The organism is Brevundimonas sp., assembly GCF_052436175.1.
GTDB lineage: Bacteria > Pseudomonadota > Alphaproteobacteria > Caulobacterales > Caulobacteraceae > Brevundimonas.
In genome coordinates this window covers 1-23,694 of sequence record NZ_JBQVNM010000003.1, presented here as the reverse complement: position 1 = coordinate 23,694, position 23,694 = coordinate 1, and the positions used below count along the sequence as shown (strand labels likewise).

Annotated in this window: 24 protein-coding genes; 12 read left to right on the top strand and 12 right to left on the bottom strand. The window is 68.8% G+C overall.

From position 1 onward, the window contains the following. Positions 1-156: 156 nt before the first annotated feature. Positions 157-2,886 (bottom strand): phosphoenolpyruvate carboxylase, encoded by a 2,730-nt coding sequence (gene ppc / locus ACT6QK_RS01315; protein ID WP_444596023.1) that lies wholly within the window; start codon positions 2,884-2,886, stop codon positions 157-159. 244 nt (positions 2,887-3,130) lie between these two features. On the opposite strand from ppc, the gene ACT6QK_RS01310 reads away from it, so the two are divergent. The 5 genes from ACT6QK_RS01310 to rimM all read left to right on the top strand — a co-directional run bounded on the left by ACT6QK_RS01310 (position 3,131) and on the right by rimM (position 7,622). After that, complete coding sequence (locus tag ACT6QK_RS01310) at positions 3,131-3,433, top strand: PadR family transcriptional regulator (RefSeq protein ID WP_444596022.1); 303 nt, start codon at positions 3,131-3,133, stop codon at positions 3,431-3,433. 29 nt (positions 3,434-3,462) lie between these two features. After that, a complete protein-coding gene (locus ACT6QK_RS01305) occupies positions 3,463-4,557 on the top strand; it encodes a hypothetical protein (RefSeq protein ID WP_444596021.1) in 1,095 nt (364 codons plus the stop codon). Positions 4,558-4,836: 279 nt separating this feature from the next. Continuing rightward, on the top strand, positions 4,837-6,372 hold the full coding sequence (gene ffh / locus ACT6QK_RS01300; RefSeq protein ID WP_444596020.1) for a signal recognition particle protein: 1,536 nt from the start codon (positions 4,837-4,839) through the stop codon (positions 6,370-6,372). A 25-nt stretch (positions 6,373-6,397) separates the two neighbouring features. Then, positions 6,398-6,991, top strand: coding sequence for a 30S ribosomal protein S16 (gene rpsP, locus ACT6QK_RS01295; RefSeq protein WP_444596019.1), 594 nt, complete (start codon positions 6,398-6,400; stop codon positions 6,989-6,991). A gap of 100 nt (positions 6,992-7,091) precedes the next feature. Further along, on the top strand, positions 7,092-7,622 hold the full coding sequence (rimM, locus tag ACT6QK_RS01290; protein WP_444596018.1) for a ribosome maturation factor RimM: 531 nt from the start codon (positions 7,092-7,094) through the stop codon (positions 7,620-7,622). 33 nt (positions 7,623-7,655) lie between these two features. Here the strand turns inward: rimM and ACT6QK_RS01285 are convergent, their stop codons facing one another. Beyond that, on the bottom strand, positions 7,656-7,829 hold the full coding sequence (locus ACT6QK_RS01285; RefSeq protein ID WP_444596017.1) for a YegP family protein: 174 nt from the start codon (positions 7,827-7,829) through the stop codon (positions 7,656-7,658). A 160-nt stretch (positions 7,830-7,989) separates the two neighbouring features. Here ACT6QK_RS01285 and ACT6QK_RS01280 point away from each other — a divergent pair, with 160 nt between their 5' ends. Further along, a complete protein-coding gene (locus ACT6QK_RS01280) occupies positions 7,990-8,703 on the top strand; it encodes a glutathione S-transferase N-terminal domain-containing protein (RefSeq protein WP_444596016.1) in 714 nt (237 codons plus the stop codon). On the opposite strand, the gene ACT6QK_RS01275 is transcribed toward ACT6QK_RS01280, so the two are convergent. Then, a complete protein-coding gene (locus tag ACT6QK_RS01275) occupies positions 8,700-9,875 on the bottom strand; it encodes a benzoate/H(+) symporter BenE family transporter (protein ID WP_444596015.1) in 1,176 nt (391 codons plus the stop codon). The genes ACT6QK_RS01280 and ACT6QK_RS01275 overlap by 4 nt on opposite strands. Before the next feature lie 143 nt (positions 9,876-10,018). Next, positions 10,019-10,816, bottom strand: coding sequence for an enoyl-ACP reductase FabI (locus ACT6QK_RS01270; RefSeq protein WP_444596097.1), 798 nt, complete (start codon positions 10,814-10,816; stop codon positions 10,019-10,021). A gap of 229 nt (positions 10,817-11,045) precedes the next feature. On the opposite strand from ACT6QK_RS01270, the gene ACT6QK_RS01265 reads away from it, so the two are divergent. Then, complete coding sequence (locus ACT6QK_RS01265; RefSeq protein WP_444596014.1) at positions 11,046-12,635, top strand: ATP-binding protein; 1,590 nt, start codon at positions 11,046-11,048, stop codon at positions 12,633-12,635. A 334-nt stretch (positions 12,636-12,969) separates the two neighbouring features. Here ACT6QK_RS01265 and fabB read toward each other — a convergent pair whose 3' ends face one another. The 3 genes from fabB to ACT6QK_RS01250 form a co-directional block, all read right to left on the bottom strand. Beyond that, a complete protein-coding gene (gene fabB / locus ACT6QK_RS01260) occupies positions 12,970-14,199 on the bottom strand; it encodes a beta-ketoacyl-ACP synthase I (protein WP_444596013.1) in 1,230 nt (409 codons plus the stop codon). Between the two features lie 90 nt (positions 14,200-14,289). After that, on the bottom strand, positions 14,290-14,832 hold the full coding sequence (fabA, locus tag ACT6QK_RS01255) for a 3-hydroxyacyl-[acyl-carrier-protein] dehydratase FabA (RefSeq protein ID WP_444596012.1): 543 nt from the start codon (positions 14,830-14,832) through the stop codon (positions 14,290-14,292). A 72-nt stretch (positions 14,833-14,904) separates the two neighbouring features. Next, on the bottom strand, positions 14,905-15,465 hold the full coding sequence (locus tag ACT6QK_RS01250; RefSeq protein ID WP_444596011.1) for an SH3 domain-containing protein: 561 nt from the start codon (positions 15,463-15,465) through the stop codon (positions 14,905-14,907). Between the two features lie 99 nt (positions 15,466-15,564). On the opposite strand from ACT6QK_RS01250, the gene ACT6QK_RS01245 reads away from it, so the two are divergent. Then, on the top strand, positions 15,565-16,551 hold the full coding sequence (locus ACT6QK_RS01245) for a 2-hydroxyacid dehydrogenase (RefSeq protein WP_444596010.1): 987 nt from the start codon (positions 15,565-15,567) through the stop codon (positions 16,549-16,551). A gap of 137 nt (positions 16,552-16,688) precedes the next feature. Further along, positions 16,689-17,498, top strand: coding sequence for a hypothetical protein (locus ACT6QK_RS01240; RefSeq protein ID WP_444596009.1), 810 nt, complete (start codon positions 16,689-16,691; stop codon positions 17,496-17,498). Between the two features lie 19 nt (positions 17,499-17,517). Here the strand turns inward: ACT6QK_RS01240 and ACT6QK_RS01235 are convergent, their stop codons facing one another. Both ACT6QK_RS01235 and ACT6QK_RS01230 read right to left on the bottom strand, forming a co-directional pair. Beyond that, positions 17,518-18,258, bottom strand: a complete 741-nt coding sequence (locus ACT6QK_RS01235) for a HesA/MoeB/ThiF family protein (protein WP_444596008.1) — start codon at positions 18,256-18,258, stop codon at positions 17,518-17,520. A 58-nt stretch (positions 18,259-18,316) separates the two neighbouring features. After that, positions 18,317-18,721, bottom strand: coding sequence for a BLUF domain-containing protein (locus ACT6QK_RS01230; protein ID WP_444596007.1), 405 nt, complete (start codon positions 18,719-18,721; stop codon positions 18,317-18,319). Between the two features lie 146 nt (positions 18,722-18,867). Between ACT6QK_RS01230 and hslV the strand changes: the two genes are divergently transcribed. Continuing rightward, on the top strand, positions 18,868-19,443 hold the full coding sequence (hslV, locus tag ACT6QK_RS01225; RefSeq protein WP_444596006.1) for an ATP-dependent protease subunit HslV: 576 nt from the start codon (positions 18,868-18,870) through the stop codon (positions 19,441-19,443). Positions 19,444-19,505: 62 nt separating this feature from the next. On the opposite strand, the gene ACT6QK_RS01220 is transcribed toward hslV, so the two are convergent. Continuing rightward, on the bottom strand, positions 19,506-19,937 hold the full coding sequence (locus tag ACT6QK_RS01220) for a hypothetical protein (protein ID WP_444596005.1): 432 nt from the start codon (positions 19,935-19,937) through the stop codon (positions 19,506-19,508). Positions 19,938-20,022: 85 nt separating this feature from the next. Then, positions 20,023-20,754, bottom strand: a complete 732-nt coding sequence (locus ACT6QK_RS01215) for a glycosyltransferase family 2 protein (RefSeq protein ID WP_444596004.1) — start codon at positions 20,752-20,754, stop codon at positions 20,023-20,025. Positions 20,755-20,855: 101 nt separating this feature from the next. On the opposite strand from ACT6QK_RS01215, the gene ACT6QK_RS01210 reads away from it, so the two are divergent. Together ACT6QK_RS01210 and ACT6QK_RS01205 are read left to right on the top strand one after the other, a co-directional pair. Further along, positions 20,856-22,568 carry an ArnT family glycosyltransferase gene (locus tag ACT6QK_RS01210; protein WP_444596003.1) on the top strand — a complete coding sequence of 571 codons (1,713 nt, stop codon included), beginning with the start codon at positions 20,856-20,858 and terminating at the stop codon, positions 22,566-22,568. Further along, positions 22,565-23,479: a hydroxymethylglutaryl-CoA lyase gene (locus ACT6QK_RS01205; RefSeq protein WP_444596002.1), complete on the top strand. Its 915-nt coding sequence runs from the start codon at positions 22,565-22,567 to the stop codon at positions 23,477-23,479. The genes ACT6QK_RS01210 and ACT6QK_RS01205 overlap by 4 nt, the downstream gene beginning before the upstream one ends. On the opposite strand, the gene ACT6QK_RS01200 is transcribed toward ACT6QK_RS01205, so the two are convergent. Continuing rightward, on the bottom strand, positions 23,476-23,694 hold a 219-nt coding region (locus tag ACT6QK_RS01200; protein ID WP_444596001.1), incomplete at its 5' end, for a hypothetical protein. The two genes, ACT6QK_RS01205 and ACT6QK_RS01200, sit on opposite strands and share 4 nt — an antisense overlap.

The window sequence follows — 23,694 nt, the reverse complement described above, 5'->3', positions numbered from 1 at the left end:
GCCCTCTCTGAAGCGGCACGCCGACCCTTCGGCGGCGAAGGTATGGCCAAGCTTTAATTCGAGGTCATGACATTGAAGTCATGACATTTTCTTCAGCCGCCAAACCCGTCCGTCCCCTGAAGAGGCGACGCGGATTCGTCATCGACCGCCGCTGCTCTATCCGCTGTTCCTCAGCCCCGCCGCCACGCCGTTGACGGCCAGCAGTATGCCCTCGCGCACGCGGGGGTCGTCGTCGCCGGCGCGGCGGCGGCGGATCAGCTCGATCTGGACGTGGTTCAGCGGCTCGACATAGGGCATGCGCAGCCGGATCAGCCGATCCAGTTCGGGCTGGCCGCCCAGCAGCCGGTCCTGACCGGTGATGGCCAAGACGGCGTCGCGGGTGCGCTCGAACTCGGCCTTGATCTCGCCGTGGATGCGCACGGCCAGGGCCGGATCGGGAACCAGGGTCGCGTAGCGGCGGGCGATGGTCATGTCGGCCTTGGCCATGATCATCTCCATGTTCTGGATCAGGGTGCGGAAGAAGGGCCAGTCGCGGGCCATGACCCTCAGCTCCTCCAGGTCGGCGCCCTGAACCGCCGAGCCGAAACCGAACCAGCCGGGCAGCATGACCCGGCTCTGGGACCAGCTGAACACCCAGGGGATGGCGCGCAGGTCCTCGATGGCGGTGGAGGCGGTGCGCGACGCCGGGCGAGAACCGATCTTCAGCTCCGACAGTTCGGCGATGGGGGTGGCGGCGCGGAAATAGTCGACGAAGCCGTCGGTCTCATAGACCAGCCTGCGATAGGCGTTCATCGAGGCCTGGCTGAGGGCGGACGCGGTCGCGCCGTGGCGGACCGTCAGCTCGTCGTCGGGCGGCGGCGCGAGGGAGGCGATCAGGGTTCCGGCGGTCAGGGCGTCGAGGTTGCGGCGGGCCACGTCGGGCTCGCCGTACTTGTTGGCGATGACCTCCCCCTGTTCGGTGATGCGGATGCGGCCAGCCACGGTGCCGGTGGGCTGGGACACCACGCCGGCGAAGCTGGAGCCCCCGCCGCGTCCGACGGCGCCGCCCCGGCCGTGGAACAGCTGGAGCCGCAGACCGGCCGCCTCGGTGACGTCCAGCAGGGCGCGGGAGGCCTCGTGCAGTTCCCAGGTCGAGGTCAGGTAGGAGCCGTCCTTGTTGGAGTCGGAATAGCCGATCATTACCTCCTGCACGCCGCGCGCCCGGGCCACGGCCATGGCGGCGGGCTCCCGGAGCAGGCGTTCCAAGGTCGGCTTGGCGGCGCGGAGGTCGTCGATGGTCTCGAACAGGGGCGCGGCCTGGATCGGGCATTCGCCGGGGGCGTCGGGTCGGTAGAGGCCGACCTCCTTGAGCAGCAGATAGACCTCCAGCAGGTCCGAGGCCGCATCGGTCTTGGAGACGATATGGGTGCGGATGGCCTGGGGGCCGAAGCGTTCGAGGGCGACGGCCGCGGCCTGAAGGATGGCCCGCTCCTTCAGCGTCTCCTCCGCGTAGGTCCCATACGGATTGAACAGCAGCCGTCCGGAGGCCAGCTCCCCGGACAGCAGGGCGATGCGGGCCTCCTCGTCCAGCGCCGAATAGTCGGCCTCGACCCCCGCCACCCGGAACAGGTCGGCCACGACCCGTTCATGGACGTCCGAGTTCTGGCGCAGGTCGAGGGTCGCCATATGGAAGCCGAAGATGTCCACGGCGGTGATCAGATGCGCCAGCCGGTCGTCGGCGAAGGCCTCGCCATGGCTGGCGATCAGGCTGGACTGGAGGATGGCCAGTTCAGCGCGGAACTCGGCGGGGCCGGGATAGGGCGTCGCGGCGAACCGGGCCGGGCGGGGCGCCGGCATGCCGGTCAGGGCCTGATGGGTCTCGGCCAGACGGGCGTAGATCTCGGTCAGGGCGCGGCGATAGGGCTCGTCCGAGCGGTGCGGGCTGTCGTCGTCCGAGGCGCCGGCCAGGGCCGCCAGTTCGGGCGTCACCTGGGCGAGGCTCGCCGACAGGCTGAGCTCGGAGCCCAGGGCGTTGACCTCGTCCAGATAGAACCGCAATACCGCCCGCGCCGCCGTGGCCATAGCCGCCGACAGGGTCTCGCCATTGACGTTGGGATTGCCGTCGCGGTCGCCGCCGACCCAGGCGCCGATGCGGATGAAGGGCTGGAGGTCCGGCGCGTCCAGCCGCCGGCGCCAGTCGGCCAGCTGTTCCGGCGCCACCTTGAGGAAGATGCGTTCGAGGAAGGAGACGACGGTGTCGATCTCGTCCTGCACCACCAGACCGGCGCCGCGCACCAGTCGCGTGGACCAGAGGATCACCGTCTGGCGACGCAAGCCCCGGCGGAAGGCCTCGGGCGAACAGGCGGGGACCGAGCTTTCGGCCCCGGGCGCGTCGCAGGCGTCCAGCAGGTCGGAGACGGCGGCGATCCGGTCGATGACGCTCTTGCGCCTTACCTCGGACGGGTGGGCCGTCAGAACCGGCGAGATCAGGGCCTCGGCCAGCAGGGCGCGGGCGTCCGCCGGAGTCTTGCCCGCCGCCGCCAGCCGGGCCAGCGCCCCCTCCATGGTGTCGGGCCGGGCGCGTTCGGGGCTGAGGGCCGCGAGCGTCTGCGTCTGCGCCCGACGCTTGCCCGCCCGGTCCTCGGCGATATTGGCCAGCAGGGAAAAGACCGCGAAGCCGTGGGCCAGGCCGACCGCCTCATCCAGATCCAGTTCGGTCAGCAGCCGCTCCAGCCGCTTCGCCGGATGTGAGGCCGGGTCGCGGTGATAGGCGACCGAGGCCTGACGCACCGCCTCGATCTTGTCGTAGAGGGCCTGACCCCCCTCGTCGCGAATGACCTCCCCCAGTTGGGCGCCGAGCAGGCGGACCTCTTCGCGCAGGCGGTCGTCGGTAGCGGCGGGCGACATGGTTCATCTCGCTTCTGGTGCAAGGAGGCGGTCGGGGAGCTGATTCATCTTGAGGTCAAAACGACCTTCAAGGCGACCCCGGACGCCAGAAACAGGGAATGAATTTGCGTGACAACCGGGATGGGGGCGCGGCGTCCGTCATGGCGGGCGGGGCGCATGTCCCATCGCGCCCGAGGCTGGTCCATGATTCGAGCCCGCGACCCCAGCGGTTGACATTAAATCTATCTAGGTAGATTTATTGGAAGTGACCCGCGCCAGAGCCCTGTCCCCCATCGCCCGATCGGTGCTTGCCGTCCTTGATGAGGCCGGGGGCGACTGGTCGCACGGCTACGATCTCTGTCGCCGAACCGGCGTCAGGTCGGGCACCCTCTATCCCCTGCTGATCCGGCTGGAGGCCCAGGGCTTCCTCGAGGCTACATGGCTGGAGGCCGTGTCGGGACGACCGCCGCGCCACGCCTACCGACTGACATCTCCGGGCCGCGCCCTCACCCGAGCGAATCCGCCGATTCCTGCGCCCGATCCGCAACCCAGGGCCAGACCGGCATGAGGATGGCGGAGAGGATCGTCCGGTGCTGCATGAGGCTGGCGCCTGAGCGCCTGTCCGGCTGGGCCGAGGCCATGGCGCGCGAGGCCGGCGAGATCGAACGGCCGGATCAGGCCCTCATCTTCGCTTTTGGCTGCGCGACCTGGGCGCTCAAGGCCGCGACGGCCGAGGCCGTGCATGAGGCGCTGACAAATTCAGAAGAAGGACGGGCGATGACAATGATGACCGAATGGCCGGGACGCGGCGTGGCGATCGCCTGCGCCGTTGCGGCGACGTCGATGGGGCTGGCCTATCTGGTCATGGCGGGCGCACCCGCCCGGATGCTGGTGATGAATGCGTCGGCTCTCGTTGCGGGCCTGATCGTGATCCTGCCGTTCCTGGGGAAGGATCCGCTGGCGCGACCTGGCGCGGGCGTCCTGGCCCTGGTGGCGGGACTGGCCCTGTTGGCGACGGCGGGATTCGGAGACGCGGCGTCGGGCGTCCGTCGCTGGGTGTCCCTGGGCGGTGTCGTGTTTCAGCCCAGCCTGATCCTTGTGCCGCTGCTGATCACCAGCTTCGCTCGGTCGCGCAATATCCTGACGGCCTCAGGTTTGGTGCTCGCGGCCGTCGCCATGGCGTGGCAGCCGGACCGGGCGATGGCGGGCGCCGTGGTCGCGGGCGTCGGCGCGGTCGCCCTGATGAAACGCGATCGCATGGCGGTCGTCGTGCTGGCCGCCGCCCTTGTGGCCTTGGTTCTTACCGCCCTGCAACCGGACGAGGTTCCACCCACCCCATTCGTCGACCGCGTCTTCCGCACCGCCCTTTCCGGCGGCCTCCTGTCCGCCATCGCGGTGTGGGGCGGCGCGATGATCCTGCTTGTGCCGGCCCTCATGGGGCTGGTGCGTGACAGAAGCGGCGGCGCGATCCATGCCGCGTTCGGCGCAACCTGGCTGGCGATCATCATCGCGGCGGTCGTTGCCGACTACCCGACCCCGCTGGTCGCCTATGGCGGCAGCGCCATCGTCGGCTACCTTCTGGCCGTGCTCGGACTACCGCGCCGGACCGACCCCGTGATCGAGGGGCGTGAACAGGACGGCGCCCGGGCCCTGGACGCGCCTGCCGGCGATCTGCGTGTCGTCGCGGCCTGACGGGCGGGAGTCGACAAACGGCCGTCTTTGCCTCATAAGCCGCCGCTTCCGACGCAATTGAACCTGCGTCTCCACCTGCACGACAGCATTTTTCGTTGTGCTACCGCGCTGAGCGCTACTTGAGCACGGGCTCAAGTAGGCCGACCGGCCGATAGCCCACGAGAATGAACGAGGCAGGCGAGAACCCTCTGCCGACGTGAGCGTCGCCAGAGGCCGTTTCGCTATGGAGATCGGTTCAGGCGGCGGGGTTGAACGGCCTGCTGGCTGACGAGGTAGTGAATGTTCGAGGCTCTGAACGAGCGGCTGACAGGCGTCTTCGACCGGATCACCGGCCGCGGCGCCCTGTCCGAGAAGGACGTGGCGGAGGCGATGCGCGAGGTGCGCGTGGCCCTGCTGGAGGCCGACGTCGCCCTGCCGGTGGTCAAGGACTTCATCGCCTTCGCCACCGAGCGCGCCACGGGCGAGGAAGTCATTCGCTCGGTCAAGCCGGCCGATCAGGTGGTCAAGATCGTCTATGACGGCCTGATCGAGATGCTGGGCGGCGAGGAGCCGGTCCCGCTCAACACCAATGCGACCCCGCCGGCCGTGGTGCTGATGGCCGGTCTGCAGGGGTCGGGCAAGACGACGACCTCCGCCAAGCTGGCGCTGCGGCTGACGAAGTTCGATCGCAAGAAGGTCATGATGGCCTCGCTGGACACCCGTCGTCCGGCCGCCATGGAGCAGCTGGCCACTCTCGGCAAGCAGATCGAGGTAGCGACCCTGCCCATCGTGGCGGGCGAGAGCGCGGTGCAGATCGCCAAGCGGGCCCTCACGTCCGCGAAACTCCAGGGCTTCGACGTCCTGATCCTCGACACCGCCGGCCGCATCACCCTGGACGAGGGCCTGATGAACGAGGTGGCCGAGGTCGCCGAGATCGCCAAACCCGTCGAGACCCTGCTGGTCGCTGACAGCCTGACCGGTCAGGACGCGGTGCGCACCGCCAAGGCCTTCCACGAGCGTCTGCCCCTGACCGGCCTGATCCTGACCCGCGCCGACGGCGACGGGCGCGGCGGCGCCATGCTGTCGATGCGGGCCGTCACCGGCCTGCCGATCAAATATCTGGGCGCGGGCGAGAAGGTCGACGCCCTGGACGTGTTCGACGCCCGCCGCGTCGCCGGCCGCATCCTGGGTCAGGGGGACATCGTCGCCCTGGTCGAGAAGGCGTCGCAGGAGCTGGACCAGTCCAAGGCCGAGGCCATGGCCAGGAAGCTGGCCAAGGGCCAGTTCGACCTGAACGACCTGATGGCCCAGTTGCAGCAGATGAAGAAGATGGGCGGTCTTCAGGGCATCATGGGCATGCTGCCCGGCGTGGCCAAGATGAAGAACCAGATGGCCGAGAGCGGCGTCGACGACCGCATGATCCTGCGACAGGAAGCCATCATCTCCTCCATGACCAAGGCCGAGCGCAAGAAGCCCGACCTGTTGAATGCGTCACGCAAGAAGCGGGTCGCCGTCGGCGCCGGGGTCGAGGTCCAGGAGATCAACCGCCTGCTGAAACAGCACCGTCAGATGGCCGATATGGTCAAGTCGATGGCCAAGGGCGGTCCGCGCAAGATGCAGCAGATGGCCGCCATGCTCGGCGGCCTGGGTGGCGGCATGCCCGGAATGGGCGGCGGCGGCGCCGACATGAAACGCCTTCAGGCCATGGGTGGCGGCAAGATGCCGGAACCCTCGGCCGACGAACTGAAAGCCATCCAGGACCGTCTTGCGGGACTGGGCGGCGGACAACTTCCGGGAGGCCTGCCCGGCCTGCCGGGCTTCCCTCCCAAGAAATGATCCGACTTAAAGAAAGAGACTGAAAATGCTGAAGATTCGTCTGTCCCGCGGCGGTGCCAAGAAGCGCCCCGACTACCACATCGTCGTCGCCGACTCGCACGCCCCGCGCGACGGCAAGTTCATCGAGAAGGTCGGCTCCTACAACCCGATGCTGCCCAAGGACGCCGCCGAACCCCGCATCAAGCTGAAGGCCGATCGCATCGCCGAATGGCTCGGCAAGGGCGCCCAGCCGACCGACCGCGTCGCCCGTTTCATCTCGCAGAGCACCGACGAAGCCCTGGCCGGCAAGGTCCAGTGGACGCAAGGCAACAACCCGAACAAGGGCGCCCCGGGCAAGAAGGCCCAGGAACGTCTGGCTGAGCGCGCCCAGCGCGAAGCCGACCGCGCCGAGGCTGAAGCCGCCGCCAAGGCCGAGGCCGCCGAAGCCGCCGCCCGCGCCAAGGAAGAAGCCGCCGCCGCCGCCGAAGCCGCCAAGAACGCTCCGGCTGAAGAGCCGGCCGCTGAAGAGGCTCCGGCCGCTGAGGAAGCTCCCGCCGCTGAAGCCGAAGGTTCGGCCGAGGTCAGCGTCGAAGAGGCTCCGGCCGAAGGCGCCGCCGAAGAAGAGAAGACCGAGGGCTGAGGCTTTCGACATCGCCGGCTTTGGCCGGAATGATACGGGAAAGCAGCGTCCTCACGGGCGCTGCTTTTCTGTTATGGGGCGGGATGAAGAGGATCGCCGAATGACGACAGACGCCAGACTCGTTCTCGTGGCCCAGATCGGCGGCGCCTTTGGGGTGCGCGGCGAGGTCAAGGTGACGGCCTATACGGCCGAGCCGATGAGCCTGCTGGACTATGGCGTCCTGATGCGGGCCGACGGGTCGGTCGGTCTGACCCTGACCTCCGGACGGCCGGACAAGAAAGGGATCGTCGGCCGGGCGAAGGAGATCGCGACCAAGGAGGAGGCCGACGCCCTGCGCGGGCTGAAGCTGTTCGTGCCGCGCGACGCCCTGCCCGAGCCGGAGGAGGACGAATTCTATCTGACCGATCTGGTCGGTCTGGAGGCCCGCGACCCGGCCGATGTCGTGCTGGGGACCGTCAAGTCGGTGCAGAACTTCGGCGCCGACGACATGCTGGAAATCGCCCCGGCGGCGGGGGGCCGGACCTGGTACCTGCCGTTCACGCGCGAGGCCGCGCCGGAGCTGCATGTCGCCGAGGGCTGGCTGCGCGTGGTGCGGCCCGAGGAGGTCGGCGAGCGGGAGCCGGAAGGCTGATCCTTCTCCCACAAGGGGAGAAGGAACAGGTATTCAAACCTCTTCGACCGGGGCGTCGCCGACGTGCTTTTTGATCGACTCGATGGCGCGCTTGGCGCCCGACTTGTCGGAATAGCCCTCGGTCGAGAAGATGACTTCGGAGTTGTATTTGAAGCGGACGCGGAACTCGCCGGCCTTGTCCTGATAGACTTCGAACTTGTGCGCCATGACGGCTCTCCAGATTTGGGTCCGGGGGGATCGGACAATGGTGAAGCTGGCACATCGGGCGTTCGCGTCAACCGCGAAATGCCCGGCGTCGCGCAAAGGCGCGTGACCTTGCGCGGAACGGCGCGGCTTCCGACATCCGGGCCTCAACGGAGCCCGTTCCATGACCGACCTGTCCGCTTTTCCGATCACCCGCCAGTATCCGGCGCAGCATCCCGACCGGCTGCAGCTCTATTCGCTGAACACGCCCAACGGGGTGAAGGCCTCCATCATGCTGGAGGAGATCGGCCTGGCCTATGAGCCGCATCTGGTCGACATCATGCAGAACCAGACCTGGACGCCCGACTATCTGTCGCTGAACCCGAACGGCAAGATCCCGGCCATCCTCGATCCCGACGGTCCGGGCGGGAAGCCTCTGGCCCTGTGGGAATCCGGCGCGATCCTGATCTATCTGGCCGACAAGACGGGCAAGCTGCTGTCGAGCGACCCGGCGACCCGGTACGAGACCATCCAGTGGGTGATGTGGCAGATGGGCGCCGTGGGCCCGATGTTCGGCCAGCTGGGCTTCTTCCACAAGTTCGCGGGCCGGGAGTTCGAGGACAAGCGGCCGCGCGACCGCTACGTCGCCGAGAGCCGCCGTCTGCTGGGCGTGCTGGACGGCCGGCTTCAGGACCGCGACTGGATCATGGGTCCGAATGGGGGCGACTATTCCATCGCCGACATCGCCCTGCTGGGCTGGGTGCGTAATCTGGTCGGCTTCTATGAGGCGGGCGAGATCGTCGGCTATGCCGACTTCAAGGCCGTGGACGCCTGGCTGCAGCGCGGACTGGCGCGGCCGGCGGTGCAGCGCGGGCTGGAGATCCCGGCGCGGGGCTAGGCGCGACGCAACCCCGGCAGGCGTCGGGCCGCCAGGGCCAGGAAGCCGACGGTCAGGCCCCAGAAGGCCGAGCCGATGCCGAGCAAGGCCAGACCCGAGGCGGTGGCGGCAAAGGTCAGCACCGCCGCCTCGCGGTCCTCGGGCTGGGCCAGCATGGTCGTCAGGGCGCCGGTCAGGGGGCCGATCAGGGCGAGGCCGGTGATCAGGGCCAGGGCCCCCGCCGGCATGGCGGCGAACAGGCCGGCGACGGGGGCGGCGAAGACGGCCACGACCAGATAGAGGCCGCCGTAGATCACCCCGACCACCCAGCGGCGGTCCTTGTCGGGATGGGCGTCCGGTCCGGTGCAGATGGCCGCGACGATGGCCGCCAGATTAACGCCGAACACCCCGAACGGCGCCAGCACGGTCGTGGCCGCGCCCGTGGCCAGCAGCAGGGGGCCGGGCCGGGGCTCATAGCCCGAAGTCTTCAGCACCACGAGGCCGGGCAGGTTCTGGGACACCAGGGTGACGAGGAAAAGCGGCAGGGCCAGACTGATCGCCGCCTTCAGGTCGAAATGGGGAACCACGGGCGCCAGGGTCCCGAACAGGCCGGTCCCGGGCGGCAGGGCGATCTGGCCCCGGAGAGCGAGGGCGGCGAAAGCGCCGGCCAGCACCATCGGCATGGCCCAGGTCGGGGCCAGTCTGCGCCCGATCAGGAAAACCGCGACCAGTCCGGCGGCCAGCGCCATGTCGGTCGGGAAGACCAGAAACAGCCGGATGACGAAGGGCGCCAGCACCCCCGCCAGCATGGCCGAGGCGATGGCCGGGGGAATGCGCGCCGCCAGCCGACCCAGCACCGGGATCAGGCCCGTCAGCACCATCAGCAGGCCGGAGATGACGAAGGCGCCGACGGCGGTGGACCAGTCGTGGCCGAGGGTAGAGGCCGCCAGAAGCGCCGCGCCCGGCGTCGACCAGGCCAGGATGACGGGGATGCGCAGCCTGAGACTGAGCAGCAGGCCCGGCAGGCCGATGCCCAGGCAGAGGCCTGTGACCATGGAGACGATCTGCACCGGACTGGCCCCGAGCGCCTGACCCGCCTGCACCACCAGGGCCACCGTCCCGCCGAAGCCGATGATCACCCCGACGGCGGCGGCGGTGAAGGCGGAGGGGGGCGGGAGACGGGAGTGCTTCATAGAGGCTGGAGAGGGGTGAGGGGCTAGGTTTGAGGTTCTAGGTTTCTGGGAGAAAGGCGGGATCAGGTGGAACCGCTGGTTCTTGCTGGAAAACTATCCCCTCGCCCCTATTCCCTATTCCCTTGCCCCTATTCCCTAAAACCTCAGCCTTCCTCGTCGCCGGCCAGACCCATCATATGGAAGCCGGCGTCGACGTGGACGACCTCGCCGGTGGTCGAGAAGCCGAGGTCGGAGACCAGCCACAGGGCGGCGCCGGCGACGCCCTCCATGGAGGTGTCCTCCTTCATCGCCGACATGGCGCGGCCCTGGGCGATCATGCCCCGGCCGCCCGAGATGCCGGCCAGGGACAGGGTGCGCATGGCTCCGGCCGAGATGGCGTTGACGCGGATACCCTTGGGCCCCAGGTCGCGGGCGATGTAGCGGGTCGCCGCCTCCAGCGCCGCCTTGGCCACGCCCATGGTGTTGTAGTTGGGGATGGCCCGCTCGGACCCCAGATAGGTCAGGGTGACCAGAGACCCGCCGTTGGGCATCAGTTTCGCCGCGCGGCGTGACACGTCCACGAAGCTGAAGGCCGAGATGTTCATGGCCAGCAGGAAGCTGTCGCGCGAGGTGTTGTCGACGAAGGAGCCCTTCAGCTCGTCCTTGTTGGCGAAGGCGATGGCGTGGATGACGAAGTCGATCGTGCCGAATTCCTTCTCCAACTCGGCGAAGGCGGTGTCCATGGAGGCGTCGTCGGTGACGTCGGCCTGGATCAGCAGCCTGGCGCCGACGCTCTCGGCCAGGGGGCGCACCCGGCGCTCAAGACCCTCGCCGAGGTAGGTGAAGGCCAGTTCGGCACCCTGGGCGGCCAGCTGGGAGGCGATGCCCCAGGCGATGGAATTGGCGTTGGCCACCCCCATGATGAGGCCCTTCTTGCCCTTCATCAGTTGGCCGGTCGGCATGTTCCAGGCGGATTCGGATGCCATGAGATGTCTCCAGATGATTTGCGCCGAGGGTTAGCAGGGCGGCGGCGTCCAAGGAAGCATGGCCCGCGCGCCGGTTCGCTTCGGGGCCCGGAGATCGCTCCGTGGCCGGATAGATTGTATTGAAAACATAGACGAAATTTCACACTCGACCCACCGGCTGTTAAGGGCTTCCGGTGAATGTGCCGGCCTGCTTGTGGGAGCGGCCATGCGTATCGGCGACTATGTACAACCCGGCGAACCGATCACCGGCGACACGCCCGGCGGCCTGGCGTTCGACCGGTTCCAGGCCGACCCGAACCTGATGGTCATCGCCGTGGTGGACGCCGAGGGGCGGCCCGTCGGCCTGATCGAGCGCAACGCCCTGTTTCTGAAGATGGCCGCCGCCTTCGGGCGCGAGCTCTACGCCGGTCGTCCGATCTCGGGCCTGATGAACCACAATCCGGTCGTGGCCGACGAGGACGAGCCCGCCGACGCCTTCTTCCGCCTGGCGGATTCGGCCGACGCCGGCGCCCTGCTGGGCGGCTTCATCGCCACGCGTCAGGGGCGTTATGTCGGGGCCGGCAGCGTGCTGGAGATCCTGCGCGCCGCCAGCGCCATCAACCTGCAGCGCGCCGACCAGATGGCCGAGCTGGCGCGCAGTCTCGCCGTCGCCGAGGCAGAGGCCCGCGCCTCCAGCCGCGCCCGGTCCGAGTTTCTGGCCGTGATGAGCCACGAGATCCGCACGCCCTTGAACGGGGTGCTGGGCGTGGCGCGGTTGCTGGAGCGCAAGCTGACCCAGACGGAGCTCAGGCCCTATGTCGGGGCCATCCTCGATTCCGGCGAATCCCTGCTGGGCCTGCTGACCGACGCCCTGGACATGTCGCGGGCCGAGGCGGGGGTGACCCATCTGGACGCCGAGCCCCTGAGCCTGTCGGCCCTTGTCGAGGACGTCGAGGCCCTGTGGCGCGCCCGGGCCGAGGAGAAGGGGCTTTGGCTGACCCTGGATTGCGACCTGCCGGAGGACGGCTGGGTCATGGGCGACCGGGTGCGGATCAAGCAGCTGTTCAACAACCTGATCGGCAACGCCCTGAAGTTCACGACCGAGGGCGGGGTCGTCATGCGGGTCTCGGCCCGCGCCGAAGGCGGGCAGGTGAGGGTGTCCGGCGCGATCGAGGACACGGGGCCCGGGATCCCGCCCGACATCGCCGCCCACATTTTCGAGCCCTTCAACACCGGCGGCGCCCATCGCGACGGCGCGGGCGCGGGGCTGGGCCTGACCATCTGTCGCCAGATCGTCGAGGCCATGGGCGGCGCCATCGGCGTCTCCACCGCCCCCGGCGGCGGCGCGCGCTTCGTCTTCGACTTGACCCTGCCCGAGGCTGTCGAGCGCGCGGCCGAAAAGGCCGCGGCCCCGGAACCGACGCCGCATGAGACGATCCATGTCCTCGTCGTGGACGACAACGCCACCAACCGCTTCGTGGCCTCGAAACTGCTGGAGACCTTCGGGGCCACCGCTGAGAGCGTAGACGGCGGGGCGGAGGCCATTGAGGCGGTCGGTCGGACGCGGTTCGACCTGATCCTGATGGACATCCAGATGCCCGGGATGGACGGGCTGGAGGCCACCCGCCGCATCCGCGCCCTGCGGGTTCCGGGCATGCCGATCATCGCCCTGACCGCCAATGCCTCCGAGCGCGACGCCCGCCGCTATCGCGCGGCGGGGATGGATGCGGTGGTGTGCAAGCCGATCGACCCGGCGGCCCTGCTCACGGCGATCCGGTTGGTCCTGACCGAGAGCGAAGGCCGCGCGGCCGCGTAGCGACCGTACCCAATCCCCAACCCCAACGTCGTCATCCTCGCCCTTGTGGCGAGGATCCAGACTCCCGGCAGCTCCAGGAATTCGCGATCTTGGATCGGGTAGAGGGCTTTGGGCCTGACTTGGCCTTCGGTGTTTCTGGATCCTCGCCACAAGGGCGAGGATGACGGGATAAAATGACCCCTGCCCCTATCGCCGAAAGCGATCCGGCAAGAACACGGCTACGGCGATCATCAAGATTCCCACCACACCGACCCAGGTCGGCAGACGCAGGAACAGAGCCATACCTAGTGCGAGCCCCCCCAAAGCCGTAAGCGCTCGATCGAGGTAGCGCATCTCAGACCTTCGAGATCACCAGCGTCCCGTTGGTGCCGCCGAAGCCGAAGGAGTTGGACATGACGGTGGTCAGTTCGACGTCCTTGCGTTCGCGCAGGATCGGCATGCCCTCGAACTCGGGGTCGAGGTTCTCGATATGGGCGCTCTCGGCGGCGAAGCCGTTGTTGAGCATCAGGATGGAATAGATGGCCTCCCAGACGCCCGCGCCGCCGAGGGAGTGGCCGGTCATGGACTTGGTCGAGGAGATCAGGGGCATGTCGGCGCCGAAGACGTTGCGGACCGCCGCCATCTCCTTGGCGTCGCCCACGGGGGTCGAGGTGCCGTGCGGGTTCAGGTAATCGATGCGGCGGTTGCCGGCCATGTCCATCGCCAGCTTCATGCAGCGCTCGGCGCCCTCGCCCGAGGGGGCGACCATGTCGTGGCCGTCCGAGTTGGCGCCATAGCCCACGACCTCGCCGTAGATGGTCGCGCCGCGCGCCTTGGCCCGCTCGTATTCCTCCAGCACCACGATGCCGGCGCCGCCGGCGATGACGAAGCCGTCGCGGTCGCGGTCATAGGCCCGGCTGGCGACCGAGGGGGTGTCGTTGAAGTTGGACGACATGGCGCCCATGGCGTCGAACATGTTGGACATGGACCAGTCGATGTCCTCGCAGCCGCCGGCGAAGACCACGTCCTGCTTGCCCCAGGCGATCTGTTCGGCGCCCGCGCCGATGCAATGAGCCGAGGTCGCGCAGGCCGAGGAGATCGAATAGTTGATCCCCTTCATCTGGAACCAGGTCGACAGGACGGCCGAGGGGCCGGACGACATGGCCTTGGGCACGGCGAAGGGGCCGACGCGCTTGGGCGAGCCGCGCTCCATGGTCGTCTGGGCCGCCTGCAGGATGACCTGGGTCGAGGGGCCGCCCTCGCCGACGATCAGGCCGATCTTCTCGTCCTGGATCTCTTCGGCCGTCAGGCCGGAATCCTTCAGCGCCTCCTCGAAGGCGATATGGGCCCAGGCCGTGCCGTTGGACAGGAAGCGGGCGGCGCGGCGATCGACCAGCGGGGCCCAGTCCTCGGCCGTGACGCCCAGGGACGGCGGGGCCCAGACCTGGGAGCGGAAGCCGTACTTGATGTGGTCCGGGGCGGCGACGACGCCCGAACGGGCCTCGCGCAGGGAGGTCAGGACCTCCTGCACGCCCGTGCCGATGGAAGAGACGATGCCCAGGCCGGTGACGACGACACGCCGCATGGCTGTTTCCTTCTGTCCTTTGGCGACGATCTGGCCGTCGCCCGCATTGGTCCCGCGTTGACCGCGATGTTCAGATAGTGGGTTTCCCGCCTATGCGGCAGGGGTTTCGGCGACCGAGGTTGTCGCACCGAACAAGCCCACCCGCATGTCGTTGCAGGTGTAGATGACCTCGCCGTCGGCCTCCAGCACGCCGTCGGCGATGCCCATGACCAGCTTGCGGTTGATGACCCGCTTCAGATGGATCTTGTAGACCACCTTCTTGATGTCGGGGGTGACCTGGCCGGTGAACTTGACCTCGCCGACGCCCAGCGCCCGGCCTCTGCCCTGGCCGCCGATCCAGCCCAGATAGAAGCCGACCAGCTGCCACATGGCGTCCAGGCCCAGGCAGCCCGGCATCACCGGGTCGCCGATGAAGTGGCACTGGAAGAACCAGAGGTCCGGGTTGATGTCGAGCTCGGCCTCGACATAGCCCTTGCCGTGCGCGCCGCCGTCGGAGTTGATCTCGACGATCCGGTCGAACATCAGCATCGGCGGGGCCGGAAGCTGGGGGTTGCCGGGGCCGAACAGCTCGCCCCGGCCCGAGGCCAGAAGGGCGGCGTGATCGAACGACGAGGGGTATTGGGACTGGCTCAATGCGGGCTCCGCAAACACTGTTGCGGCGGGGTTACACCAGCGCCCGTCCGGGCTCAACCGTCGTGAATGGGCCTAGCCGCCCCGCCCGGCCGGGCCGGCAGGGCGCGAGGCGTCGCACAGGGCGCGGGGCTGGACCCCGAACAGGGCTGCCTCGGGCGCCCATCCATGCACCTTGCGTCCGCCCAGATCGCACCAGCCGTCCTCGCACTTGTCCAGGGCGATCAGGGCGCGGGGGGCAAGACGGGCGCGGACGGCGGCCGTCTCGCTGCGGCCCGAGCGCAGGGGCAGTTCCTGGGTCGAGGGGTTGAAGACGGTGCGGCGGCTGGAGACGACGCTGCGATGGACCCAGGCGACGGAGCCCTCCGGGTCGCAGATCTTTCGCCATTCGCGGGTCTCGGCGATGACCTGAACCGGCAGGCCGGCGGCGCGATACTCCCACAGGATTCGGTAGTCGAGACCGGGGCCGGTGCGGGCGCGGACCTCGGACGACTTCAGCGACAGCCAGCGCGGCACCGGCTGTCGGGTCGGGGTCGGGCGGCCGTCGGGCATGACCGCCGTCGGCTCGGCGGCGGCGCCCAGCAGCAGGGCGACGGCGCCGGCGAACAGGGGCGCGACCCGCCTGCGGCCCTTCACCCTTTTGAACCCGGACGCAGTCTTGCTAGACACCCGTAACGACCTGTCGCAACCGGGCCGTCTGTCACCCCAGACGCCCGCGTGAATCCCGAGGCCCAGATGTCCACCCGCAAGCTTAAGGTCGTATTAACCAGACGCCTGCCCGACGCGGTCGAGACGCGGATGCGCGAGCTGTTCGACGCCGAACTGAACCTCAAGGACCAGCCGATGAACCGGGCGGCGCTGGAGGCGGCGGTGCAGCGGGCCGAGGTTCTGGTCCCGACCATCACCGACGAGATCGACGCCGACCTGATCAACGGGGCGGGCGAGCAGTTGAAGATGATCGCCAACTTCGGGGCCGGGGTCGATCACATCGACATCGACGCGGCGGTGGCGCGCGGGATCATCGTCACCAATACGCCGGGCGTCCTGACCGAGGACACGGCCGATCTGGGCATGGCCCTGATCCTGGCCGTCAGCCGCCGCATCGTGGAGGGGGCCAATGTGGTCGCCGAGGGCCGGTTCCAGGGCTGGACCCCGACCTGGATGTGCGGGCGCAAGCTGTGGGGCAAGCGGCTGGGCATCGTCGGCATGGGCCGGATCGGCCAGGCCCTCGCCAGACGCGCCAAGGCGTTCGGCATGCAGGTCCACTATCACAACAGAAAACCCGTCTCCGAGCGGATCGCCGAGGAGCTGGGCGCGACCTGGTGGGACGATCTGGACGAGATGCTGGCGCGGATGGACGTGGTGTCGCTGAACTGCCCGGCGACGAAGGACACCCACCACCTGCTCAACGCCGACCGTCTGGCCCGGCTTCAGCCCCACGCCGTCCTGATCAACACCGCGCGCGGCGAACTGATTGACGAGGCGGCCCTGTCGGAGGTGGTGGCGCGGCGCGGTCTGGCCGGCGTCGGACTGGACGTGTTCGAGAACGAGCCGGCCATCCATCCCGGTCTGATCGGCCATCCGAATGTGGTTCTGCTGCCCCACCTCGGCTCGGCGACGCTTGAGGCGCGTCAGGACATGGGCGACCGGGTGATCCTCAACGTCATGACCTTCCAGAACCAGCACCGCCCGCCGGACCGGGTGATCCCGGCGATGTTGTAGGGAGCGCGCGGCGGATCGGCTGTCACATTCTCCGCCTACGTCCGGTGACCGGATCGGAGGATGAATCGATGGCGTCGCGTTCAGATCGGCCGCAGGGATCGAACCGGGCAGCCGACAGGCTTTCGCGTCGCGGTCTGATGGGCGCTCTCCCTCTGGCCCTGGCCGGCTTTCCAAGCCTGTCGGCCGGCCCGTCGATCGGATTGACCCCGTTGCAGATCGTCGCCGCCTCCGGCGTGGCGCTGAGCGGAACCTATCCCGGCCACCTCCAGGGCGTCTGCACCAATGATCGGGACGCCATCTACTGGTCGATGACGACCCATCTCGTGAAGACCGACGCGGCCGGGAACATCGTCCGTCAGGTCGCCGTGCCCACGCATCACGGTGACCTGTGCCACGTCGGGGGCAGGCTCTATGTCGCGGTCAACCTGGGCCTGTTCAACGACGCGGAGCGGCGCGCGGACTCCTGGATCTACGTCTACGATGCCGAAGACCTGTCACTGCTCGCCCGGCACGCCCTTCCCGACCTGGTCTATGGCGCGGGGGGCGTCGCGTTCGGCGACGGTCGCTTCATCGTCGTCGGCGGCCTGCCCGAGGGCGCCGTTGAGAACGCCGTCTACGCGTTCGACATGGATTTCACTTCCGGCCGAAGGATCGCTCTGAAGACGGGCCAGACCTTCAAGGGCATCCAGACCGCCGCCTTCGACGGCGACCACTGGTGGTTTGGATGCTACGGCAAGCCGGACTTCACGGAGGTGCTGATCCGGGCGGATCGCACCTTCGCAAGCCTCCAGAGGCTCCACTTCGACGCGAGCACGGGCATCGTTCCGTTGGACGGGGACACCTTCCTGATCGCCAGGTCCGCCTGCGGCAAGGAAAGCTGCGTGGCCCGTCTGGCGCCCGCCCGACTGAACGCCTGGATCGAAACAGGCCGACTGAAGCCGATCTGATCCAGGTCCAGGGGCGGCTTCAGGTTCCGCACACCGAGCACTCTGGATCGGCCGCCACCCTCACTGTCCTGCTCGTCCCTGCAAGACCGTCGTAGAGCATCAACCGGCCGGTCAGGGGCTGACCTGCGCCGGTGACGAGCTTGATCGCTTCGAGCGCCGCCATGGAGCCCATGACGCCGGTCAGGGCGCCGACGACGCCGACGCGGGCGCAGGTCTCGGCGTCGGGCGGGCTTTCCGGGACCAGGCACCGGTAGCAGGGGCGGCCCTGGAACACCGCCACCTGACCCGTCCAGCGGCCAAGGGCGCCGGAGACGAGGGGTTTGCCGGCGGCGACGCAGGCGGCGTTGACCGCAAACCGGGTGTCGAAGTCGTCCGTGCCGTCGATCACCACGTCATGGGCGGCGACCAGATCGGCGGCGTTGTCAGGGGTCAGGCGGACCGCGTGCGGCTCGACGGCGACATGGGGGTTGGTCCGGGTCAGGCGGGCGGCGGCGGCTTGGACCTTGGGTGCGCCGATGTCGGCGTCGGAGAACAGGATCTGGCGCTGGAGATTGGACAGGGCGACCGTGTCATCGTCGACCAGTCCGATCGTCCCGACCCCGGCGGCGGCCAGATAGAGGGCGGCGGGTCCGCCGACGCCGCCGGCGCCGACGATCAGGACGCGAGCGGCGCCCAGCCTCTGCTGGCCCGGGCCGCCGATCTCGGACAGGACCAGGTGGCGGGCGTAGCGTTCGACTTCGGCGTCGGAGAAGTGGGCCATCCGCCTATCTAGGCGGTCGGCGGCCGGAAGTCAGGCGGTGAAGGTCGGGCCGGGAGGATCAGGCCGCAGCGGTGTGGGTTGCGGCGGCGCGCAACAGGGCCTCCGCGCGCGGCAGGTCCAGATCGGACAGGGCGTCGTCGCCGAGGATTTCGTGGGCCCCGGTGTTGAGCTGGAGTCGCACCATCGGCGCCTCGCCGTGATTGCGGCCCTCGGCCGGGCCATCGACGAGAAAGCGCAGGTTGGAGTGGCGCGGGTCGGCCTTCAGGCGACGGATCAGCCGATCCAGATCGGTCCGCTTGCCCTCGATCGCCTGCAGGAACTGGCCGCCATGAAACAGCAGGACGCCGGTCAGGTGGTCCCGCCGGTTGTTGGCGTCGGACACGCCCAGAATCTGGACCAGGGACAGGAGGTTGGAGCCTGCCTCGCCGGTCGCGTCGCTGACGTAGATCGCGCGCTGAAGCACAGCGAATCTCCAATCACATCGGTTTTCGGGGAATTCAATTGTGAATGGTAGCGGTTACATGGGGTAAAAATATGGCAAAGCTCCCCAATTGAGGGAATCATAATGCAAAGCTTGATGCGCGGCGCTCCCGACGCCATCTGCAAGCCATGGACAACTCCCGACTTTCCGCCGATGCGGCGGCCTCTCCCGGCTGGCACGGCACGACGATTCTGGCGGTGCGAAAGAACGGCCGCACCGTCATCGCCGGCGACGGCCAGGTCTCGATGGGCCCGACCATCGTCAAGGGCGCCGCGCGCAAGGTGCGGGTGCTGGCGGGCGGCAAGGTGCTGGCCGGCTTCGCGGGCGCCACGGCCGACGCCTTCACCCTGATCGAACGACTGGAGGCCAAGCTGGAGCAGTATCCGGACCAGCTGGCGAGGGCCTGCGTCGATCTGGCCAAGGACTGGCGGACGGATCGCTACTTGCGTCGGCTGGAGGCCATGCTGCTGGTGGCCGACGCGAGCTCGATCTTCACGGTCACGGGCGTGGGCGACGTGCTCGAGCCGGAGCATGGCGTGGCGGCCGTGGGCTCAGGCGGCAACTACGCCTTGTCGGCGGCGCTCGCCCTGATCGAGCATTCCGATCTCGACGCCGAGGCCATCGCGCGGAAGTCGATGGCGATCGCGGCCAGCATCTGCGTTTATACGAACGGCAATCTGACCGTTGAGACGCTTGAGCCGTGAAAAGTGCTAGTGAGCGAGCCGTGAGCGAAAGCGCTCACTAGCACCCCTTGCTCACTGTTCACTCAGTGCCCGCCCGCGCCGAAATCCATGTCCCGTCGCGCGGCGATGATCGTCACAATGAAACCGGCCAGGACGTCCAGCATGACCATGGTCAGGATCAGGAAGAAGGTCGAGGTGGCGAAGCCCCGGATCAGCAGGAACTCAACCAGACAGACCACGAAGACCACCAGCGACAGGGCGTGATTGACGATCGCCACCTTCTGGCTCGAGGTCGACTTCAGCAGTTCGAAGAAGAGCAGGATCAGGGCCAGGAACAGGATCAGGTCGCCGACCCCCACGCTCCAGGTCGCGCCCGAGGTCATGGGCATGGAAAAGACCGGATCGCGCAGAATTTCGTCAGCCGCCGCCAGTCCGCCCTGACCCGACGCGCCCCACAGCACGACGATGTTGTAGAGCACCACCGGGATGAGCAGCAGCGGCAGGGCGATCAGCATGGGCGCGGTCCTTCAGGCGGCTTCCGGCGGAAGCGCGTTGACGATAACCCGCTTCCCGCGCGACCGCTACGCTGGCGACAACATCCTAAAACTCGCTCACCGCGCCCGGGCGGCGTGAGCGGGTCTTCAGCCACATGACGCCCAGCAGGTCGGAAAACGACGCCATCAGCCGTCCCCAGTTGGTGTATTTCGAGCGGCCCGTCTCGCGGTGGCGGTGGTCTACGTCGAGGTAGCGGTTTTCATACCCCTCGCGGATCATCAGGGCCGGCAGGTAGCGGTGGATGTGATCGAAGTAGGGCAGGGCCAGAAAGGCGTCGCGGCGGAAGGCCTTGAGGCCGCAGCCCGTGTCGTCGGCGTCGTCGCCCAGCAGGCGCTTGCGGATGCGGTTGGCCCAGAGCGACGCCTGTTTCTTCGCGCCCGTGTCCTGACGTTTGGCCCGGACCCCGCCGACCAGGGCGACATTGGCCGGGGCCGCGACCAGGGCGTCGATCAGGCGCGGCGCTTCGTGTGGCGGGTTCTGGCCGTCGCCGTCCAGGGTGACCACCAGAGACCCGCGCGCCGCCATCACGCCGGTGCGCACCGCCCGGCTCTGGCCCGCATTGGACGTGTGGGCCAGGACGCGCAGGGCCGGCAGGTCGGCCATGGCGGCGCGCAGTTCGGCCAGGGTCGCATCGCGGCTGGCGTCGTCGACGAAGATCATCTCGTAGGACCGGCCGGCGAAGGCCTGGGCGATCTCGCGCGCCAGGGGCACGGCGGCGCCCGCCTCGTCATGGACGGGAACGACGACGGAGATTTCGGGCGAAGCGGAAGCGTTCATCCCCGACTTCTAGCCCAGCCGCAGCCCGGGTGCGAGACGGGGGTGGGACGGCGATGCGAAGGGGCTGACAGGGGCGGTGAAAGCCGTGCTACCACTCGCCCATGAACCGTCCTGATCTGGATCGCTATATCGTCGGCTGGCGCGGTCCGGCCTTGGCGGCCCTGCTGGCCCTGTTCGCGGGCCTGCCCGGGCTGCTGCTGCTGCCGCCGCTGGATCGGGACGAGAGCCGCTACGCCCAGGCCACCTCCCAGATGCTGGAGAGCGGCGACTATGTCGATATCCGGTTCCAGGACGTGCCGCGCTGGAAGAAGCCCGTCGGCATCTACTGGCTGCAGGCGGCGGCGGTGTCCGTGACCAGTCAGGTCGAGAATCGCGACATCGCCCCCTACCGCCTGCCCTCCCTGCTCGGGGCCATGCTGGCGGCGGCCTGCGCGGCCTGGGCGGGGGCGGCCCTGTTCGGCCATCGCGCGGGCTTTCTGGCCGGGGCCATCCTGGGGACGACCTTCCTGCTGTCGACCGAGGCAGGCATCGCCAAGACGGACGCCATGCTGTGCGGCGCCGTGACCCTGGCCATGGCCGGGCTGGCGCGGATCTATATGGCGACGAAGGCGGGCGAGCGGCCGCTCAGGCCGCACAAGCTGATGTTCTGGCTGGGGCTGGGCGTCTCCATTCTCATCAAGGGGCCGATCGGCCTGATCGTGGTCGCCCCGGCCATGCTGGCCCTGTCGGTCTGGGACCGGGACGTGCGCTGGCTGAAGCGGCTGGGCTGGGGCTGGGGTCTGCCTCTGACGGCCCTGATCGTCGGCCCCTGGGCCATCGCCATCACCATCGCCACCGACGGCGGCTTCTGGAAGGAGGCCGTGATGGGGGATCTGGGCAACAAGATCGTCGGCGCCCACGAAAGCCACGGCGGCTTCATCGGGCTCTACACCGTCATCTCGCCCCTGCTCTTCTTCCCGTCGACCCTGCTGCTGCCGGCGGCGGTGGCGGCGGCCTGGACCCGGCGGGCCGAGCCTGCGATCCGCTTCATGATCTGCTGGGTGGTTCCGGCCTGGCTGATCTTCGAACTGGCCCCGACCAAGCTGGCCCACTACACCCTGCCGACCTTCGGGGGGCTGGCCATCCTGGCCGCCGCCGCCGTGGTGCGGCCGATCGGCAAGATCTCGCGCCTGACCGGGTCGGCCCTGTCGGTCTTCGCGGCGGTGCTGATCTGCGGCATCGCGGTCTATGGGCTGACGGCCTATGGCGGCTCGACGGCCCAGACCTGGGCGACCCTGACGGTGGTGTTCGCCGCCGTGGCCGGAGCGGGCGGGGCCTTCCTGCTGCTGAACCGGGCCGCGGTGTCGGGGCTGCTGGTCGCCATCGTCTGCGGCGTCCTGGCCCACGGCGCCCTGGCCGGGACGATCCGGCAACTCAGACCCCTGTCGATCGCGCCGCAGCTGACCAAGGCCCTGGATCGTGCGGGTCTGTCGCCGCGTCAGGGGCTGACGCCCGGGCCTGTCGCCATCACCGGCTTCCACGAACCCAGCTTCGTCTTCCTGACGGGGCGGGACACCGAGCTGACCGATGCGGCCGGGGCCGTAAAGGCCCTGTCCGAGGGGCGACCCGCCATCGTCGAAAGGGCCGACGCCGACGCCTTCGCCGCCCTGATCGCCCGGGCCGGGGTCGAGGCGCGGGCGGTCCAGACCGTGCGCGGCCATAACTACTCCACCGGCGACGACGTGGCCCTGACGATCTATGCGCCGCCCGCCCGGCCCGGTGCTGGCCCCGAGGTCCGGGCGGCATCGCCTGCAACCACCGGGTCGGCTGAATGACCCGTCCCATCCAGATCGTCGAGGTCGGGCCGCGCGACGGGCTGCAGAACGAAAAAGCCGTCCTCGACCCCGCCGTCCGCGTCGAGCTTGTGCGGCGGCTGGAGGCGGCCGGGGCAAGACGGATCGAAGCCGTCAGCTTCGTCCATCCGAAGTATGTGCCCCAGATGGCCGGCGCCGAAGCGGTCATGGCCGAACTCTCGCATCAGGCGGGCAGAAGCCGGATCGGTCTGGTGCTGAACGCCAAAGGTTATGACCGGGCCCTGACCACGGCGGTGGACGAGGTCAATGTCTCGGTCGCGGCCACCGACGGCTTCGGCCTGAAGAACCAGGGCCTCGACCTCGCCGGCCAGCAGGCCATGCTGGAGGAGATCGTCGCCCGGCGTCACAACGCGCAGGCCGGAGAGGCTGCGCCGAAACTGTCGGTGACGATCAGCTGCGTCTGGGGCTGCCCGTTCGACGGCGAGGTGTCGGTGGACCAGGTTGCGGGTCTCGTCGGCCGGATCGCGGCCCTCGGCGTCGAGGAGATCGCCCTGGCCGACACCATCGGCGTCGCCGACCCCTGGGCCGTGACGAAAAAGGTCGAGGCGGCGCGCAAGGCCGCGCCCGACTCGACCCTGCGCCTGCATTTCCACGACACCCGCAACACGGGCCTGGCCAACGCCTATGCGGGGGTCCAGGCCGGGATCGACGTGCTGGACGCCTCGGTCGGCGGCATCGGCGGCTGCCCCTTCGCGCCCGGCGCCACGGGCAATGTCGCGACGGAGGATCTGGTCTATATGCTCGAACGGGCCGGGTTCGAGACCGGCTATGTTCTGGACGTCCTGATCGAGACGGCGCGCTGGATCGGCGAGCGGATCGGCCGTCCGGCGCCGAGCGCCCTCAGCCGTTCGGGCGGCTGGCCCAAGGCCTAGCCCTTCTCCAGCCCCCGCCCCGCCAGGATCATGGCGCCGACCACGCAGGCGGCGAAGAGGAGGCCTTCCAGGCCGGCGCTGACCATGCGGGTGACGGGGCCGAAGCCGGGCTCGCCGAACAGGGCGCCGAAGGCGTCCATCTCAAGCCGAGAGTTCGGGAAACGGGCGGCCAGCTGGTCGAGGCTGCCGGCCATCAGCCGTCCGCCCATCAGGAC

Coding starts and splice junctions, on each gene's coding strand:
- ACT6QK_RS01205 (WP_444596002.1), top strand. CDS start 22,565: ATGACCCGTCCCATCCAGATCGTCGAGGTCGGGCCGCGCGACGGGCTG.
- ACT6QK_RS01235 (WP_444596008.1), bottom strand. CDS start 18,258: ATGGCCCACTTCTCCGACGCCGAAGTCGAACGCTACGCCCGCCACCTG.
- rpsP (WP_444596019.1), top strand. CDS start 6,398: ATGCTGAAGATTCGTCTGTCCCGCGGCGGTGCCAAGAAGCGCCCCGAC.
- ACT6QK_RS01265 (WP_444596014.1), top strand. CDS start 11,046: ATGCGTATCGGCGACTATGTACAACCCGGCGAACCGATCACCGGCGAC.
- ACT6QK_RS01270 (WP_444596097.1), bottom strand. CDS start 10,816: ATGCCGACCGGCCAACTGATGAAGGGCAAGAAGGGCCTCATCATGGGG.
- ACT6QK_RS01305 (WP_444596021.1), top strand. CDS start 3,463: ATGAGGCTGGCGCCTGAGCGCCTGTCCGGCTGGGCCGAGGCCATGGCG.
- fabB (WP_444596013.1), bottom strand. CDS start 14,199: ATGCGGCGTGTCGTCGTCACCGGCCTGGGCATCGTCTCTTCCATCGGC.
- ACT6QK_RS01210 (WP_444596003.1), top strand. CDS start 20,856: ATGAACCGTCCTGATCTGGATCGCTATATCGTCGGCTGGCGCGGTCCG.
- ACT6QK_RS01280 (WP_444596016.1), top strand. CDS start 7,990: ATGACCGACCTGTCCGCTTTTCCGATCACCCGCCAGTATCCGGCGCAG.
- ACT6QK_RS01285 (WP_444596017.1), bottom strand. CDS start 7,829: ATGGCGCACAAGTTCGAAGTCTATCAGGACAAGGCCGGCGAGTTCCGC.
- ACT6QK_RS01240 (WP_444596009.1), top strand. CDS start 16,689: ATGGGCGCTCTCCCTCTGGCCCTGGCCGGCTTTCCAAGCCTGTCGGCC.
- ppc (WP_444596023.1), bottom strand. CDS start 2,886: ATGTCGCCCGCCGCTACCGACGACCGCCTGCGCGAAGAGGTCCGCCTG.
- rimM (WP_444596018.1), top strand. CDS start 7,092: ATGACGACAGACGCCAGACTCGTTCTCGTGGCCCAGATCGGCGGCGCC.
- ACT6QK_RS01220 (WP_444596005.1), bottom strand. CDS start 19,937: ATGCTGATCGCCCTGCCGCTGCTGCTCATCCCGGTGGTGCTCTACAAC.
- ffh (WP_444596020.1), top strand. CDS start 4,837: ATGTTCGAGGCTCTGAACGAGCGGCTGACAGGCGTCTTCGACCGGATC.
- ACT6QK_RS01215 (WP_444596004.1), bottom strand. CDS start 20,754: ATGAACGCTTCCGCTTCGCCCGAAATCTCCGTCGTCGTTCCCGTCCAT.
- ACT6QK_RS01275 (WP_444596015.1), bottom strand. CDS start 9,875: ATGAAGCACTCCCGTCTCCCGCCCCCCTCCGCCTTCACCGCCGCCGCC.
- hslV (WP_444596006.1), top strand. CDS start 18,868: ATGGACAACTCCCGACTTTCCGCCGATGCGGCGGCCTCTCCCGGCTGG.
- ACT6QK_RS01245 (WP_444596010.1), top strand. CDS start 15,565: ATGTCCACCCGCAAGCTTAAGGTCGTATTAACCAGACGCCTGCCCGAC.